The sequence below is a fragment of the Pseudochelatococcus contaminans genome (assembly GCF_014195635.1).
GTDB lineage: Bacteria > Pseudomonadota > Alphaproteobacteria > Rhizobiales > Beijerinckiaceae > Pseudochelatococcus > Pseudochelatococcus contaminans.
Window position 1 is genome coordinate 53,129 of sequence record NZ_JACICC010000006.1, and the last position, 16,116, is coordinate 69,244.

A 16,116-nucleotide genomic window follows, 5' to 3' on the forward strand; every position below is an offset into this window, starting at 1 on the left:
TCAATTGCACCACTGCCGTTATCCTTAAAGATGATGACGGTGTGACAAGTATAACGAGAGGGAAACATGCAGACGAAACTTTACATCAATGGCGCATGGGTGGCCCCTGTCGAGGGCGGTACGTTGCCGGTGATCGACCCTGCCACCGAGGAGGTCTTTCATCATATTCCGGCTGCGACCGCGCCAGATGCCGATGCTGCGGTGCATGCCGCGCGGGCGGCGTTCGACACCGGGCCGTGGCCCCGCATGAGCGGCGCGGAACGTGCGACGGTTCTGCGCGCCATTGCGCAGGGCATCCGCGACAGACTGCCAGAACTTGCACGCATTGAAACACGCGACAACGGCAAACCGCTGCCGGAGTCCACCTGGGATCTGGAAGACGCCGCCGGCTGCTTCGATTTCTACGCCGGGCTCGCCGAGGAACTCGATGATGAGGTCGAAACGGTGAAGCTCGCCGATGCGCGCTTTGTTTCCAAAGCCGTTCGCGAGCCGATCGGTGTGGCGGCGGCGATCGTGCCATGGAACTATCCGCTGCTGATGGCCTCGTGGAAGGTTGCGCCCGCCCTTGCTGCCGGATGCACAATGATCCTCAAACCAGCGGAGACCACGTCGCTAACGGCGCTGGAGCTGGGCGCCATCGCGGAAGCCGCAGGACTGCCCGCCGGTGTGCTGAACATCCTCTCCGGCAAAGGATCGGTCGTTGGGCAGGCGCTGATCGAGCACCCGCAAGTGGACAAGCTGGCCTTCACCGGCTCGGGGCCGGTCGGCTCGCGCATCATGGCGGCGGCAGCTAAGGACATCAAGCGAGTCAGTCTTGAACTGGGCGGCAAGTCGCCGTTCATCGTGTTTGCGGACAGCGACATCGAAAAAGCCGTCGAATGGATCATGTTCGGCATTTTCTGGAATCAGGGGCAGGTGTGCTCGGCCACATCGCGTGTTCTGGTCGAAGCATCGCTTTATCCGCGTCTGTTGGAGCGGCTGGTGCAGGAGGCCAAAAAGATCCGTATAGGCAACGGGCTGGATGAGGGAACATTGCTGGGGCCGCTGGTCAACAAGTCGCAATACGAGGACGTGCTGCGCCACATCGATAAAGCCATTGAGCAGGGCGCCACAGTGGCCGCTGGCGGCCGCCGGCCGGAGGGATACGACAAGGGTTATTATCTGGAGCCGACAATCCTCACCGACATGGCGCTCGACTCCGACGCATGGGTCGAGGAAATCTTCGGCCCTGTGGTCTGCGTTCGCCCCTTCGAGGCAGAAGAAGAGGCAATCCGCCTCGCCAATGATTCCCGTTTTGGTCTCGCTGCTGCGGTGATGTCGGCGGATGAGACGCGGGCAGAGCGTGTCGCACGTGCCTTCCGCGCCGGGATCGTCTGGATCAACTGCTCGCAACCCACCTTCACCGAAGCGCCGTGGGGCGGCTACAAGCAATCCGGAATCGGGCGGGAGCTGGGACGCTGGGGGCTGGATAACTATCTGGAAACAAAACAGATTACCAACTTCATCAGCAACGAACCATGGGGTTGGTATCTGAAATGACGACCGCAAACAGCCTTGAAATTCTGCTGGTGCATTGTCAGGGCGAGAGCGGCAATGTGCTGGTCAGCGGCGCTCCGGAACTGCCGGGCGCCACTGTTCTTGAGAAAATGAATTTTCTCAACCACGTCGATAACAGCCTGCGCCTGTTTCTGACGCGCGAGCCAAGAGCGCAGGTTGTGCAGACCACCAACCTGCTGTTGCCGCCTAGCAGGCCAGATGCCGATGCCGGCTTCATCGTGCTCCAACCGGACATGGCGCATCCAATGTCCGGCTCCAATTGCATCTGCGTGGTCACGGCGCTTCTGGAAACCGGCCGTGTGAAGATGACGGAGCCTGAAACCATCGTGCGTCTCGACACCGCTGCCGGGCTTATCGTCGCCCGAGCGCGGTGCGTGGGTGGGCGCTGCATATCGGTCAGCCTCGACAACGTACCGGCTTTCGTCGTCAGCCTCGATGCGGCGATAGAGACCCCGAAATGGGGGACTATCCAGGCAGATATCGCCTTTGGCGGCGTCTTCTACGCGCAAATCGATGTGGATCAGGTGGGATTGCGCATCGTTCCGGAAGCCGCGCGGGCGCTTGCGGAAGCTGGCACCGAAATCAAGGCGCTGCTGAAAAACCAGATCGATGTCGAGCATCCGGACATTCCGAGCCTGAACGAAATAGCCTATGTCATGTTCCGTGAGCGGCATGATGACGGCACGATCACCACCTGCACGACGCTGAAACCCGGACGCGTCGATCGCTCGCCCTGCGGCACCGGCAGTTCCGCCAATCTCGCCATCCTTCACGCACGCGGGCAGTTGAAGACTGGCGACAAGCGGATTTCGCGCAGCATCATCGGCGGCACCTTTACTGCGGAGATGCTGGGTGAAACCACGGTTGGCGGCCGCCCCGCCGTTCTCCCGCGCATCACGGGGCAGGGGTATGTGTTCGGCCGGCAGGAGTTGCGCCTTGATCCGCACGATCCCTTTGCCACAGGCTTCGCGCTGTCGGACACCTGGGGTCCGCAGGTCGGTGAACTATGAGCCTTTCCGGTCAGACCATCCTCGTCACCGGCGCGACGGGGGCCATAGGGCAGGCCATCTGCCAAGCCTTGGTGAATGACGGCGCGCGGGTCGTCATTCATTACGGACGCAATCGCGAAGCGGCCGAGGCGCTGCTTGCAGCACTCGACGGCAAAGGCTGGTGCATACCCGCCGATCTGGCGGATACGCAAGGCCCGCAAATGCTATGGAGCGAGGCGGTTGCAAAAACCGGGCGGGTCACAGGCCTCGTCAACAATGCCGGCATCCGTTCCGAAGTCGCCGTCGATGCGCCAATGGCCGAATGGCAGCAAGTGTGGGCACGGGAAATGCAGGTGAATTTCCTCGCCGCCGTCGATCTGTCCAAGCTGGCGATCCAGCATTTCCGGCTGCATGGCGGCGGGCGCATCATCAATATGGCAAGCCGCGCGGGGCAGCGTGGCTACGCTTCGAACGCCATGGCTTACGGCGCCTCAAAAGCGGCATTGATCAACCTGACAAAGTCCATCGCCCAGAGTCACGCTCACGAGGGGATCACGGCGGTAGCGCTCGCGCCCGGCTGGGTGCGCACCGAAATGGCCGAAGCCTATATAGCCGAGCACGGCGAGGCCGCAGCCCTTGCCGGTATCCCCATCGCTCGGATGGCCGATCCGCAGGAGATTGGTGAGATCGCTGCCTTTGCCTTCCGTTCCTCGCAGTCCTCGCTCAACGGTGCCGTCCTGGACGTAAACGGCGGCAGCTATCTAAGGTAAATTCTTATGCGCTTCAAGGATAAGACTGTGATCGTCACCGGGGCCGCAGGCGGTATAGGCGGCGCTATAAGCGCCCGCTTTGCTGCTGAGGGCGCCGAAGTCGTCGCCACCGACATGAATGGCGATGGTGCCGAAGCGACCGTCGCGCAGATCCACGCCAATGGCGGCAGGGCGCGGGCGCTCACCAGCGACATCTCGACCGCCGAAGGCTGTTGGGCAATCATAGAAAACATCATTGCGACGGAAGGGCGCATCGATGTGCTCTGCAATAATGCTGGCATCAACCGTCGTGGCAATCTGCTGTCGCTGACGCCGGATGACTGGCGATTGAGCTTCGCAGTTAATCTCGATGCGATGTTCCATCTTTGTCAGGCAGTGCTGCCGCATATGATCGCGGCTGGTGGCGGCGTTATCGTCAATACGTCCTCGCAATGGGGGCTTCATCCGGCACCTGATCACATTGCCTATAATGTCACGAAGGCGGCGGTAGCGAGCTTCACGCAGAACCTTGCTCGTGACTATGCTCCAGACAATATCCGCGTCAACGCAGTCTGCCCAGGCGAAATTCACACGTCCATGCTGGAGGCCGGCGTGAAGCGCTCCGGGCGCACCATCGCCGACCTCGATAAACTCGTACCCTTTGGCCGGATTGGTAAGCCCGAAGAGGTCGCTGCCCTCGTCGCATTTCTCGCATCCGACGAGGCAGCCTTCATGTGCGGCTCCCTTGTGGAAATAACCGGTGCGCAGGCGGTGGCCTGAGATCGGAGAGGGAGAACTCATGACGATCAGGAAATCCTTTTCGCCAGCCGATCCGAAATCGCCACCCTACGGACCTGATCTCTGAAGTGACGAAACCCAAACACTAAGCCAAGACGGCTTCCGGTCTCGGCTGGCTAGGTGACTGACTCATAATTTCGCAACCAGATGCGGATTGAAGCAAGTTGTGCGGAAGCAAGAAAGTTATCGTCTCGCTTGTCGTATCGGGTTGCGACGACTCTGAAGTGTTTGACTTTGTTGAAGAAGCGCTCAACCGCGTTGCGCTGGCGATAGACCCACGGACTGAGAGCAGTGAATCACAACAAGTCCAACTCGGGAATCCTTTTTTATGGGTACGTCACCTCGACGCAGGTGAATAGCTGCAACGCCGCGTGAGTCCGAATATCGTCTGGTTTCTACTGCGTAATATCGGCACCAGATGCTTGCGTTCAATACGAAGGGCTTATTTGAACGCAAGCGATTCTGGTTTTAACGGCTCTGGCGCGTCAGGCTTCAAGCCCGGCTTTGGACTGGCCACGCCAGAGAGTAAAATCGACCCCGACCGTCAGGAATGGATCCGGCGGGTTGGAAACGGGTTTCGGCGCAGTCAGCAGGAACTCCGTCAAGCTGTGGTTCTTACCAGCGAGCCAATCTGCCAAAAGAACACCTGTCGCAGTACCACGCACCGTGCCAAGGCCATTGCAGCCGAGAGATCCATAGACATTGGGCCTCAGCTCGCCGAAGAAGCCTTGGCCATTGCGTGTCATTCCCAAGCCACCGCCCCAGGTGTATTCGAACTCGACATCCTTGAGCGCTGGGAAGCGGCGCTCGAACGACTCCCGGTGGGCCTTGACAACCTTGTCGGTGTAACCCGGCCGTGCGCGACCGTCTCCATTGTAGCTGAAACTGTTGCGCACAAGAATACGGTTGTCATGAGTGCGGCGAAGCGTTGTTCCAAAAGGATCTGCCGGAATCAGGCCCCAGAACTTCTTACCGCCGATGCTGGCCTGTTCCGCCGGCGTCAACGGACGGGTAAGGCTGCCGTAGGTGAAGATCGGGAGGATCGCCCGCTCCAAAAAGCCGAAGTGCGTTCCGAATGCGTTGTTCGCGAGAACGAGCTTATCGGCTGTGATCCTGCCAGAGGCATGATGCAGAATGGTTTTGGCGCCATACTCCACGCCGGTAATTGGCGTGTTTTCATAAAGTGTAACGTTCTCCGGCAGACTATTCGCCAAGCCTTTTACCAACCCCGCCGGTTGCACCAGAATGGTGCCGGGCGTATAAAGCGCCTTGCGATAGAACGATGTACCCAGATGCTCGGGAAGGTCCTTGCCCTCGATCATTTCATAACGCTGGCCCAGTTTTTCGAGGCCACCGCGATAGGCATCCAGCACGGCAATGCCGCTATCCTCGACCGCTCCCTGATATTTTCCCGAGTGGCGAAGCTGTGCATCGGTAATCTGGTGCTGCTCCACCAATTCCCGAAGAATGGTCTGCCCCGTGTGATTCAGCTCTAGGATCTGATTGGCCGTTTCCGGATTGCCGATATAGTCCGGCGCGCCGATATCATGCGGCAAATCGATGAGAAAGCCGGCGTTACGGCCGGACGCACCAAAGCCAACCTGTTGCGCTTCGACAAGAATGATCTGATCATCGGGGAAGTTCAATGCAAGCTGACGCGCAGCGGCAAGACCCGTGAATCCTGCGCCAATAACCACCCATGGAGCTTGTGCATCGCCGATCAGCGGCGGCTGTGGTTCACGCTTGGGGCTTGTATGAAACCAGCCGGGAGTGGGATCGTCTGCAGGAAGCGAAGTAACTGTCTTCACCGCTCCGGGTTGACTTGAGCTACCCCCGCGGAGCAGATCAGGCGCGAATGTCGCCGCACCAACACCAACAGCGCCGGCACCAACACCGACGATTACATCTCTTCGTGTCACACCCATGATATCCAAGCCTTTGCGTTATTTGAGTTGTTTTATTTAATTCATTCTAATAACTATTGATCGCCTCAATAAATAAAAGTAATAATACTTAATATAATGCCATTTACATATTTTGCGCCCTAAGAACATTATCGCTTTGCATGCATTAGTCAGCTTATTTTCTAATTTCATCGGAAAGGTGCGACAAATTGCGCAGAGGGTCCATTAGGAAAAAGTTATATTTTTGTTTTTATAGTGGTTAAAATAAGCAGTTATGATATACAGTTTATACTTGAATTTTATTTGGGTCCCTTTGATGCTCAGGACTCATTGATTAAGATAGAATGTGACGGCTGCTGCGATGCGCCCCCAGTTGTTGAGTATGCAAAGCATATTCTCGATCCTGTGGCGCTGGCGATAGAGCCTCTTGTCGTAAGGCAGCGGCTGCTTTCGGGTTCTGTTTGACGGAATGCACGGCTCGATGCTCTTTTCAATGAGGGCTTGTCTGAACCAGTTGTTGTCGTAGCCTTTGTCGGCGATCAGATTGGCCGCAGGTGGCAGGACATCGAGCATGATGAGGAGAGCCTCTTGTGGTCGCTCATCTGGCCTTCGCTCAGGAGCAGAGACGAGCGGTCGCCATTTCTCGTCGCAAACAGCATGCAGCTTCGAGTTCAGCCCGCCTCTGGTTCGCCCGATATGACGGGGAACATCCCCTTTTAAAGAAGGCTCGCCGCTGTGCTGTGGGCCTTCGCCGGCGAAACTGGCGAAAATGCGGTCGAACACGCCCAACCGGCTCCAGCGCATAAAGCGGTTGTAGATTGTCTTGTGCGGACAGTAGTCCTTCGGCGCGTCCTTCTACTGCAAACCGTTCCTGATCACGTAGACGATGCCACTGACCACGCGCCGGTCATCGACGCGCGGCACCCCGTGAGGCAGCGGGAAAAACGGTGATATCCGCGCCATCTGGTGTTCTCGCCGCGCCGGTTCGATGGCGGTGCCGTTCGCGTCTTCATCGACCACGCCGTTCCCATTTTGCGGAGGGCGTTAAACGGGGTCGGCCTCCGCATCAGTGACGCCTGGGGGAGGGGGAACGCGGCCTGCATTCATCGGCGGTTCGCCTCCTTCAGCACATCGATGAAGGCCCTCAGGGCCGCCGGCACATGACGGTTGCCGGGATAATAGAGCATAAGGCCCGGAATCGGCGGACACCAATCGTCCAGAATCGTCACGAGGCGACCGGCCTCCAGCATGTGCCGAACGAAAATTTCCGCAACATAGGCAATGCCGAGTCCGTCTGCGGCGGCCTGCGCCATCAACTCACTGTCGTCCAGCGTCAAGGCGCCCGGCACGTCGATGGCGATTTCCTCGCCATGCCGGGCGAATTCCCAGCGATAGCGCTTTCCGCTCGGCAGGCGCTGCCGGATGCAACGGTGCTGGTAGAGATCATCGGGGGTCACCGGCGGATTGCGGTCGGCCAGATACATGGGGGAAGCAACCGCAAGAAAGCGGATGTCGCTCCCCAGCCTGACGGCCACCATGTCCTGTGGCACGGCTTCGGCCAGCCGTACGCCGGCGTCGAAGCCCGCCTCGACGATATCGACAAGCCGGCCCTCGCAGACGATGTCCAGCTCGACGTCCGGATAGCGGGACAGGAACTTGGGAACGACTTCACCAAGCAGCAGAGACGCCGCGCCTTTGTTCGCATTGATCCGCAGCCTTCCGGCTGGGGCTCCGCGCGCGTCGGCCAGCGTATCGAGCGCTGCGTCCAGATCCCGGAGCGCGGGACCGAGTTGTGCCAGCAGCCGGGTGCCCGCCTCGGTGAGAGACACGCTTCGGGTCGTTCGGTTAAGCAATCGCACATTGAGGGTCTGCTCCAGCCTGAGCATCGAATGGCTCAGGGCAGAGCGCGAAACGCCGAGCGCGTCCGCCGCTTTCCGAAAGCTGCGCTGGTTGGCGATAGCGGCGAAGGCCGCAAGGTCGTTGAGGCTCGGGCGGTTCATTGGTGAATTAGTATCACATGGTCATGCCACATTGAATATATTACCTCATCAATTTCCGGCTCCTATATCAAGGATGTCAACTTCAGGAGCTTTTCATGAATAAAACCTGGTTCATCACGGGCGCCTCTTCCGGCCTCGGCAAGATGATGGCGGAACGTCTTCTGGCGCGCGGCGATCGTGTCACCGCAACCGTGCGGCGCGAAGATGCACTCGCCGATCTCCGGCAGACCTATGGCGACAGCCTTTCCGTGGCGAAGCTCGACGTCACGGATACAAATGGCATCAGGACAACCGTTGACGAGGCATTCCAGCGGATGGGCCGGATTGACATCGTGGTCAGCAACGCCGGCTATGGCTTGTTCGGCGCGGCGGAGGAACTCTCCGACGCTCAGATCGATCAGCAGATCGCCACCAATCTGACCGGCTCCATCCAGACGATCCGCGCCGTGTTGCCGCATTTGCGCCGGCAGGGCGGCGGACGCATCCTTCAACTCTCGTCGGAAGGGGGTTTGATCGCCTATCCTAATTTCAGCCTTTACCACGCCACCAAATGGGGGATCGAGGGCTTTGTCGAAGCGGTGGCCCAGGAAGTCGCGCCGTTCGGGATCGACTTCATCCTCGCCGAACCGGGGCCTACGGCGACCAATTTTGCGGCTGGTCTGATGCGCGCGACGCCCACGGACGTATATGACGACACCCCTGCCGGTGCTGTGCGAAAGGCGCTCGACAGCGGGGATTTCGCGATCAAAGGCGATGCAGGGCGCACGGTGGACGCCATGATTTCAGCAGCCGACAGCAAAACACCTCCGTTGCGACTCGCCCTGGGCAGTACAGCCTATGAGAATATCGTCCGGGAGTTGTCAAAGCGCCTTGCCGGCATCAAGGCTCAACGCGAAATCGCATTTTCTGCCGATCAGGATGGCAGCAACGAAACCGCATAGCTACGTAGCCACATGATGTTGTCATTCGCCTGCATACGTGGCGGGGCGGACTTTCCCGAACGGAGCTGACGTGAGGCGTCATCACGCAGCCGCATGTATCAACGGAGCGTGCGGCAGTGCGTCATTCAGGGAGCGGATAACCTCCATGATTTTCATTGGCAGACGTCCATTCCAGGGCAGGGGTGGTCCCGTAGAGGTGGCTCGGTTTGTTTGAACAGGTTCTCGGTCATGAAATCCACGAAGACGCGGAGCTTGGGTGAGAGATGCCGGCTGGATGGCCACAGAATGCGGAATGTGCCACTATGCTTGACCGCATCTTCGAGCACGCTCACCAGCAATCCTTTGGCAAGTTGATCGCGGATGGCGAAGTCCGGCAGGCAGGCTAGGCCAAGTCCCTGTTCGGCCAGATAGATCAGCGGCTCGATGGCACTGGCGACGGCGGTGGTTGGAATGTCGGCGGGCGTGGAACTACCTCTGTCATGCAGCGGCCAGTCCTCGATCTTGCCCATACTTGGGTAGAGATGGCGCAGGCCGTGATGGGCTGACAGATCGGCCGGCGTCTTTGGTTTGCCATGCTCTGTGAAATAGGCTGGTGAGCCGATAAGTTTATAGCGAAACGTGCCGAGCTTGCGCGTCATCAGGCGCGAGTCGCTGACCTCGCCCGTTCGCACCACGGCGTCGAAACCTTCCTCAATAACGTCCACCAGCCTGTCGCTGAAATCCAGATCGAGTTCGATTTCCGGCCACGCCCGCATGAAGGCGGCGAGCGTCGGCATCATCAGCATCCCGACCAGCGGCAGGCTTACCCGCAGCTTGCCGCGCGGTTCACCGCTGGTCTGCGACAGCTCTAGTTCGGCCGCCTCGATCTCGCAGAAGATGCGCCGACAGCGTTCGAGGAACAGCGCGCCCTCCGGCGTCAGCGTGACGGTGCGTGTCGAGCGATGGAAGAGACGCACGCCGAGCCGTTCTTCCAGCCGCGCCACCGCCTTGCTGATCGCCGATGACGAGATGCCGAGCTTCTGCCCGGCAGCGGTAAAGCTGCGCAACTCCGCTGCCTGGACGAAGGCATTGAGCGATCCGAAGCTGTCCATTGGCATGGTTCCATTGCTGATAAATAAGTCATAAGTGTTTTGAACTGTAGCTTAATTCTCCACAAACAGAAACACGTCTAGCTTTTGGCCAATGCCGTCATCGGCGGATCGCGCCGGCCTTTCGGGATCGCCTCATCCGCCAGCGGTTTTTCAGACAAGGTTAAGGCGGACCAATGACGACAACGACCACAAAGGACAACCCTTCCATCGAACAGGACGATGCATCTTCGGCCGCAGGCGACCGGCTCCCCTTGGCTGCGTTGCTGGCGCTTGCCATGGCGGCCTTCATCACGATTCTGACCGAAGCCCTGCCGGCAGGGCTTTTGCCTCAGATGGCCGAAAGCCTTGAGGTTTCCGAGGCGCTGGTCGGCCAACTCGTCACCATCTACGCGGTCGGCTCGCTGGTCGCGGCCATTCCGCTGACGACCGCGACGCAAGGGTGGCGGCGTCGGCCGCTGTTGCTGATCGCCATCGGCGGTTTCGCCATCGTCAATACGGTAACGGCCATTTCTGACAGCTACGCAATCACGTTCGTTGCCCGCTTCTTCGCAGGCGTGTTCGCCGGGCTGCTTTGGGCGCTGGTCGCCGGCTACGCGGCGCGCATGGTGCCCGAGCATCTGACAGGTCGCGCTATCGCCGTCGCCATGGTCGGAACGCCGCTCGCCCTTTCGCTCGGCATTCCGGCAGGCACCTTCCTCGGCGCGGCCTTCGGCTGGCGCATCACCTTCGCCCTTATGAGCGTGCTGACTGTCATCCTCGTATTCTGGGTGCTCGCCAAGGTGCCGGACTTCCCCGGTCAGGCGCGTGGAAATGGTTTTACCCTTCGGGCTGTCTTCACCCTGCCTGGTATCCGGCCGGTCCTGTTCGTAACGCTCTCCTTCGTCCTTGCCCACAACATCCTCTACACCTACATCGCTCCCTTCCTCGTGCCGGCCGGCATCGCGGAGCGCATCGACGTGGTGCTGCTCGTCTTCGGTGTGACGGCGCTTCTCGGCATATGGTTCATCGGAGCGCTGATCGACCGATGGCTGCGCGAGCTGGTTCTTGTCAGCACCTTGCTGTTCGGCCTGTCCGCGCTGCTGCTCGGGATTTGGGGACAGGCGCCGGCAGTGATCTACGTCGCGGTGGCCATTTGGGGACTGGCCTTCGGCGGGGCAGCAACACTCTTCCAGACCGCCTCGGCCAAAACGGCGGGCGAAGCAGCCGATGTGGCGCAATCCATGATCGTCACGGTCTGGAACATCGCCATTGCCGGTGGTGGGATCATCGGCGGCGTCCTGCTGGAAACCGTGGGCGTATCTGCTTTCCCATGGAGCGTGTTGGCGCTGCTCATCGCGACATTCGCCGTCGCCTGGTCGGCATGCGCGCACGGTTTCCCGTCATCGAAACACCCGGTGGCCGCCAGCCGGGCCAATGATCCGCAAGACAGGTAAGACCATGAACACATCTATAGTCACCGTAGAATCCTCGACGGCGATCAATATTGACGACCTGCCGGATCGCATCGACGCCGCCATCGACACGGCCATTGCCGAGCAACGCCTTGTCGGGGCCGTTGTCCTTCTCTCCCTGGACGGGAAACTCGTCTATCGCCGGGCCGCCGGCTTTGCCGACCGTGAGGCAAACCGCGAGATGCGCGAGGACACGCTGTTCCGGCTGGCATCGGTCTCCAAACTCTATGTGTCCATCGCCGCCATGGTGCTGGTTGCCAAAGGGCGGTTGGCGCTCGACGAGCCCATCGATACATGGCTGACGGACTTCCACCCGAAACTGGCAGACGGTTCGGCGGTGCGGATCACGCTGCGCCATCTGCTGACCCATACATCCGGTCTCGGCTATGGCTTCCTCGAATCCGCCGATGGTCCCTATCACTGCGCGGGTGTGTCCGATGGCATGGACCGGTCGGACATCTCGCTTGAGGAAAACATCCGCCGTATCGCTTCGGTGCCGCTTCTTTTTCGACCGGGAACGGCATGGAACTACTCGCTCGCAACGGATGTCGCGGGTGGCCTGATCGCACGAGTGACGGGCATTCCGCTCCCCGAGGCGGTGCGGGAGCTGGTGACGAAACCGCTCGGGATCGATGATACCGGATTTACAGTCGCCGATCCTGCTCGTCTGGCCGTTCCATACGTCAACGAAGCGTCCGGCCCACGTCGGATGGCAGATTCTGAAATCGTGCCCCTCTGGGAAGGGGTCGAGGGGCTGCGCCTGTCGCCGGCCCGCGCCTTCGATACGAACGCTTTCCCCTCTGGTGGCGCGGGCATGATCGGCATGGCGGGGGATACGTTGTGCATTCTCGAAACGTTGCGGCGGGGTGGCGCACCGCTTCTGCCTGCCGAACTCGTCAGCGAAATGGCCACCGATCATGCGGCCGGTATGGACCTCGCGCCATGGCCGGGGCGCGGCTTCGGTCTCGGCTTCACCATTCTGCGCGATCCCGCCGCAGCGGGCTTCGCGGAGACGCCCGGCACATGGCGCATGGGCGGGGCTTATGGGCATTCATGGTCGGTCGATTTCGCCAACAGGCTCAGCCTTGTGGCTTTCACCAATGCCGGTCTCGACGGGCAATCTCCGGGCGGACGTTTCCCCGAAGACCTGACCCGAGCGGTCTATTCCGCCAGGTGATGTCGCTTGGTGGAAACACTGGCGGAGAACGCCCGCCGCGTGCTCGCAAAGATCGAGCGCGCCATTTCCGCGATCATCGCAGCCATCTAGGACGGTATGTATCAGCCTTCGATGCAGGCCCGGATGGACGAGCCGGAGCATCAGAAGGCTGACATCACTACCCGTTTGGCCGAAACCTCTGCCGATGTGCCGGCCCTGATCCCGGCAAGGGCAGGGACCATCGAAGATCAATACAAGGTTTCATGGAGTTGGCGTCAGACGCTCCTGGGCCGGCACGATAAAGCCGCTGTAACTGTCCTCAATGAACTTCGCCACCTCCGGGCCGGTCAGGTACTCTACCAGCAGGTTGACACGCGGATCGTCGACAAGTTCCTTCCTGACGGCCAGAATGTTCGCATACGGATTGTTCTCTGCATCCTCAAGCGACAGGGCGCTGTCGGGATTGATGCCGTTGGTCAGTGCGATGTCGCCATTGATGAACGATGCCTGCACGTCTGGCAGGGATTTGGCGCGCAGCGTGGTGTCGGTGGGAACGAACTTCAGCTTCTTCGGGTTCGACACGATGTTCTTTTCGTCAATGGCGACAGCCTGCGAGGAACCGTCCGACTTGGGGTAATCCAGCTCGATCAGGCCCTCTTTCTGTAAGATGAAGAGAGCGCGCGGCAGGTTGGTCTGTTCGTTCGGCACCAGTATCGATGCACCTTCGGGAATATCCTGCGCGGATTTGAACTTCGACGAATAAAGCCCGAAAATATTGACGAGCAAGGTGGCAACGGGAACGACCTCGCCTTTCGCATCCGGATGCGCCGCCAGCCAGGAGCTGAAATAAGGCTGGTGCTGATAGAGATTGGCGTCGACGTCACCCTTGAATACAAGCTGATTGGCGTCCAGCCCCTGACTGCTCTCGATGACCTTGAGCTTGAGGCCGGAGCCCTTTTCGTCGGCGAGCTTCTGCACGAAGCGGATGACATCGCCCTGTGGCGTCGGCGTCAGGTATACTTGCAGCGGTTCGCTGGATACGGTGGCCGCGCGGCCCTGTACGGGGGCAGTCAGCACGCCGACGGCGGCGATGGCCGCGGCGGCGATTGCGACCAAAGTACGCTTTCCTTTATTCATTGTGATTTTGTCCATCATGACTCTCCTTCCGGGAACCGGATGTTTTTGCGGATGTCTTCAAATACGTTCTGCAGGAACCTGCAGGCGGAACGATCGGCGGCGGGGTGCAGTCATGCACCTTGCCGGATATGTCATCTTTTGTGTTTTCTCAGTCTGATCCAGATATCGCCGGTAAGCTGGATGAACTGCACCAGAAGAACCATGGATATGACCGAGATCAGGATCAGCTCGGTGTACCAGCGCTGGTAACCGTAGGTGAGGGCGAAGTCGCCAACTCCGCCGGCCCCGATCGCGCCGGCGACCGCCGTGCCCTCGACAAGCCCGACGAGGATGATGGTTGCCGAGGCAATGATGCCGGATAACGATTCAGGCAGGAGAATCCGGAAGATGAACTGGGGCGTGGTGACGCCGATTACCCTTGCCGCCTCGACCCGGCCCTGATCTAGCTCCCGCAGGTTGGCCTCGATGAGCCGCGAGAAGAACGGCGTAAAGCCGATGGTCAGCGGAACCAGCGCCGCCACCGGGCCGAGAGGCGTGCCGACGATCAGCCGGGTCACGGGGATCAGGATGACAATCAGAATGATGAACGGTATGGATCGGCCAATATTAACGATGGTATTGACGACATGATATATGATCGGATGCGGACTCCATGAGTTGGGAGCCGTCAGATACAGTGTCAGCCCGATGACGATGCCGAAGAATATGACGAGCACGCCCGATCCGGCGGTCATGTAGAGCGTTTGCCCCAGCGCTTCCCAGAAATCCGGGAGGTAAACTTTCCAGTCTCTGTTGAGCATCAGGCCACCTTGCCGAGTACAATGCTTTTTTCGCGCAGGATGGCGGACAGCGAGTCCCGAATGGCGGGGTCTCTGTCATGCAGGTCGAAATCGACCTTGAAACGCGCTGCATCGATGCCGCTCAGGCGCTCGATGCCGCCGGATACGATGGATGCCGTGACATCGAGGCGTTTCGCGACCTCGGAAAAGAACGTGCTCTGTGTCCTGACATCGGGAAGGATCAGATCGTAACGGACCCAGCCGTCTCCGGGACGGGCTCCCAGATCGGGTGCTGGCAAGAGTTGCCGGCCAAGGTATGAATCCGCATCCTGCAGCAGCGCACGCACGCTGCCGTTTTCCACCACCTTGCCATGCTGCAACAACGTGACGGAATCGGCTGCATAACGAACGACGGACCATGAATGCGTAATCAGGATAATCGTCAGATTTAATTGCTGCTTCACTTTCAGCAGTAGGTCGAGGATGAGAGTCGTGGTTTCGGAATCCAGCGCGCTTGTGGGTTCGTCGCATAGCAGCACACTGGCGTCCGCAACGAGCGCCCGCGCGATGCCCACGCGTTGCTTCTGCCCGCCCGAAAGCTGTGAAGGATACGCTCGCTCCTTGTCCTTCAGCCCGACCAGTTCCAGCAGCTCCTGCGCCTTGCGCACGCGAACCTGTTTCGACACCCCGCGAACGGCGAGAGGAAGCGTGACATTTTCCAGCACCGTCTTGCCGTGGAACAGGTTGAAATGCTGAAATATCGTCGCGACCTTTGTCAGGTAGTCCCGCAAGGCGGCTCCCTTGAGGCCGTTCAGCCGCTGGTCGCCAAACCATATGGTGCCGCTTGTGGGCTGCTCCAGCAGATTGAGAAGCCGCAGGAGCGTACTTTTTCCCGCTCCGGAAGTTCCGACGATGCCGAAGAACGAGCCCGAGGGAATACTGAGCGACAACCCGTCCAACGCATGAAACGTTTCACCTTGCCTGGCAAACGACTTGGAAACATCATCAAGGCGAAACACGTTACTCATCTGAACTCACCGCAACTTACGCTGATCGCATCTGGCCGACGGATTCGTCCGGCGAGACGGGCCGGCCGACATGATAACGAAGCTGGAATCGCCCGGCTCGCTCAGAAAAGTATATAAATGCTATTGAAAATATGTAAAGCCATTGGCGGCTTTTCAAAGCCACCCACAGCAATGGATGTTATTTTCGTAACTATATGAAATAATTAGATAATCAGTATGATGCCTTGTTCTCTGGGCTGAGTTTGCGCAAATAGTATATAAAATCAATCTTGTTTATTGACATATAAAATTCCAGCCGTTACCCCTATGTTGAAGCGGTTTCGCCGGTCGGCTTTTCACCCATGAGGCCCTGATCGGCAGCCAGGTGCGGCACGTCACGCTTTCGATGTGCCTGAGATCATCGACAGGGCCGGAAAAGATTTTCATGATGAATTTCCAGCATGTTTTGGAGGCAGGGCCAAGTAACCATCATTATATGGTAGCCGTCACGATACGGTAGTCGCACCATTCAGGCTGATCTTTGCTTGCGATAGGGA

Annotated in this window: 15 protein-coding genes and 1 pseudogene; 7 read left to right on the plus strand and 9 right to left on the minus strand. The window is 59.3% G+C overall.

The annotated features are described in order from the left end of the window. The first annotated feature begins 66 nt into the window (after positions 1-66). Genes FHS81_RS12385 through FHS81_RS12400 form a run of 4 tightly spaced genes read left to right on the plus strand, consistent with a single transcriptional unit; the run spans position 67 to position 4,075 of the window. Positions 67-1,539, plus strand: coding sequence for an aldehyde dehydrogenase family protein (locus FHS81_RS12385; RefSeq protein WP_183753385.1), 1,473 nt, complete (start codon positions 67-69; stop codon positions 1,537-1,539). Continuing rightward, positions 1,536-2,567: a proline racemase family protein gene (locus tag FHS81_RS12390; RefSeq protein ID WP_183753387.1), complete on the plus strand. Its 1,032-nt coding sequence runs from the start codon at positions 1,536-1,538 to the stop codon at positions 2,565-2,567. The genes FHS81_RS12385 and FHS81_RS12390 overlap by 4 nt, the downstream gene beginning before the upstream one ends. After that, the gene (locus FHS81_RS12395) at positions 2,564-3,316 is read left to right on the plus strand and encodes an SDR family NAD(P)-dependent oxidoreductase (protein WP_183753389.1); all 753 of its coding nucleotides are present in this window, start codon (positions 2,564-2,566) and stop codon (positions 3,314-3,316) included. Before FHS81_RS12390 ends, FHS81_RS12395 begins: the two co-directional genes overlap by 4 nt. 6 nt (positions 3,317-3,322) lie before the next feature. Next, positions 3,323-4,075, plus strand: coding sequence for an SDR family NAD(P)-dependent oxidoreductase (locus tag FHS81_RS12400; protein ID WP_183753391.1), 753 nt, complete (start codon positions 3,323-3,325; stop codon positions 4,073-4,075). Between the two features lie 134 nt (positions 4,076-4,209). Here the strand turns inward: FHS81_RS12400 and FHS81_RS12405 are convergent. The 5 genes and pseudogenes from FHS81_RS12405 to FHS81_RS12425 all read right to left on the minus strand — a co-directional run. Next, positions 4,210-4,377 (minus strand): annotated as a pseudogene (locus FHS81_RS12405) (IS5/IS1182 family transposase); the annotation flags it as partial. Between the two features lie 201 nt (positions 4,378-4,578). Further along, complete coding sequence (locus FHS81_RS12410) at positions 4,579-5,901, minus strand: NAD(P)/FAD-dependent oxidoreductase (protein ID WP_210281668.1); 1,323 nt, start codon at positions 5,899-5,901, stop codon at positions 4,579-4,581. A gap of 423 nt (positions 5,902-6,324) precedes the next feature. Further along, positions 6,325-6,780, minus strand: coding sequence for a transposase (locus FHS81_RS12415; protein ID WP_183753395.1), 456 nt, complete (start codon positions 6,778-6,780; stop codon positions 6,325-6,327). A 72-nt stretch (positions 6,781-6,852) separates the two neighbouring features. After that, positions 6,853-7,017, minus strand: a complete 165-nt coding sequence (locus FHS81_RS12420; RefSeq protein WP_183753397.1) for a transposase — start codon at positions 7,015-7,017, stop codon at positions 6,853-6,855. An 83-nt stretch (positions 7,018-7,100) separates the two neighbouring features. After that, the gene (locus tag FHS81_RS12425; protein WP_183753399.1) at positions 7,101-7,997 is read right to left on the minus strand and encodes a LysR family transcriptional regulator; all 897 of its coding nucleotides are present in this window, start codon (positions 7,995-7,997) and stop codon (positions 7,101-7,103) included. A gap of 95 nt (positions 7,998-8,092) precedes the next feature. Between FHS81_RS12425 and FHS81_RS12430 the strand changes: the two genes are divergently transcribed. Next, entirely contained in the window at positions 8,093-8,938 is an 846-nt protein-coding gene (locus tag FHS81_RS12430) for an SDR family oxidoreductase (protein WP_183753401.1), read from the plus strand. 152 nt (positions 8,939-9,090) lie between these two features. Here FHS81_RS12430 and FHS81_RS12435 read toward each other — a convergent pair whose 3' ends face one another. Further along, the gene (locus tag FHS81_RS12435) at positions 9,091-10,029 is read right to left on the minus strand and encodes a LysR family transcriptional regulator (protein WP_183753403.1); all 939 of its coding nucleotides are present in this window, start codon (positions 10,027-10,029) and stop codon (positions 9,091-9,093) included. Positions 10,030-10,202: 173 nt separating this feature from the next. Between FHS81_RS12435 and FHS81_RS12440 the strand changes: the two genes are divergently transcribed. Beyond that, a complete protein-coding gene (locus FHS81_RS12440; RefSeq protein ID WP_183753405.1) occupies positions 10,203-11,462 on the plus strand; it encodes an MFS transporter in 1,260 nt (419 codons plus the stop codon). A 4-nt stretch (positions 11,463-11,466) separates the two neighbouring features. Next, complete coding sequence (locus FHS81_RS12445) at positions 11,467-12,657, plus strand: serine hydrolase domain-containing protein (RefSeq protein ID WP_183753407.1); 1,191 nt, start codon at positions 11,467-11,469, stop codon at positions 12,655-12,657. A gap of 240 nt (positions 12,658-12,897) precedes the next feature. On the opposite strand, the gene FHS81_RS12450 is transcribed toward FHS81_RS12445, so the two are convergent. From FHS81_RS12450 to FHS81_RS12460, 3 genes are all read right to left on the minus strand, one after another. Next, positions 12,898-13,773, minus strand: coding sequence for a MetQ/NlpA family ABC transporter substrate-binding protein (locus FHS81_RS12450; protein WP_183753409.1), 876 nt, complete (start codon positions 13,771-13,773; stop codon positions 12,898-12,900). Between the two features lie 131 nt (positions 13,774-13,904). Next, positions 13,905-14,573: a methionine ABC transporter permease gene (locus tag FHS81_RS12455; protein WP_183753411.1), complete on the minus strand. Its 669-nt coding sequence runs from the start codon at positions 14,571-14,573 to the stop codon at positions 13,905-13,907. After that, positions 14,573-15,580: a methionine ABC transporter ATP-binding protein gene (locus FHS81_RS12460; RefSeq protein ID WP_183753413.1), complete on the minus strand. Its 1,008-nt coding sequence runs from the start codon at positions 15,578-15,580 to the stop codon at positions 14,573-14,575. The genes FHS81_RS12455 and FHS81_RS12460 overlap by 1 nt, the downstream gene beginning before the upstream one ends. Positions 15,581-16,116 lie beyond the last annotated feature (536 nt).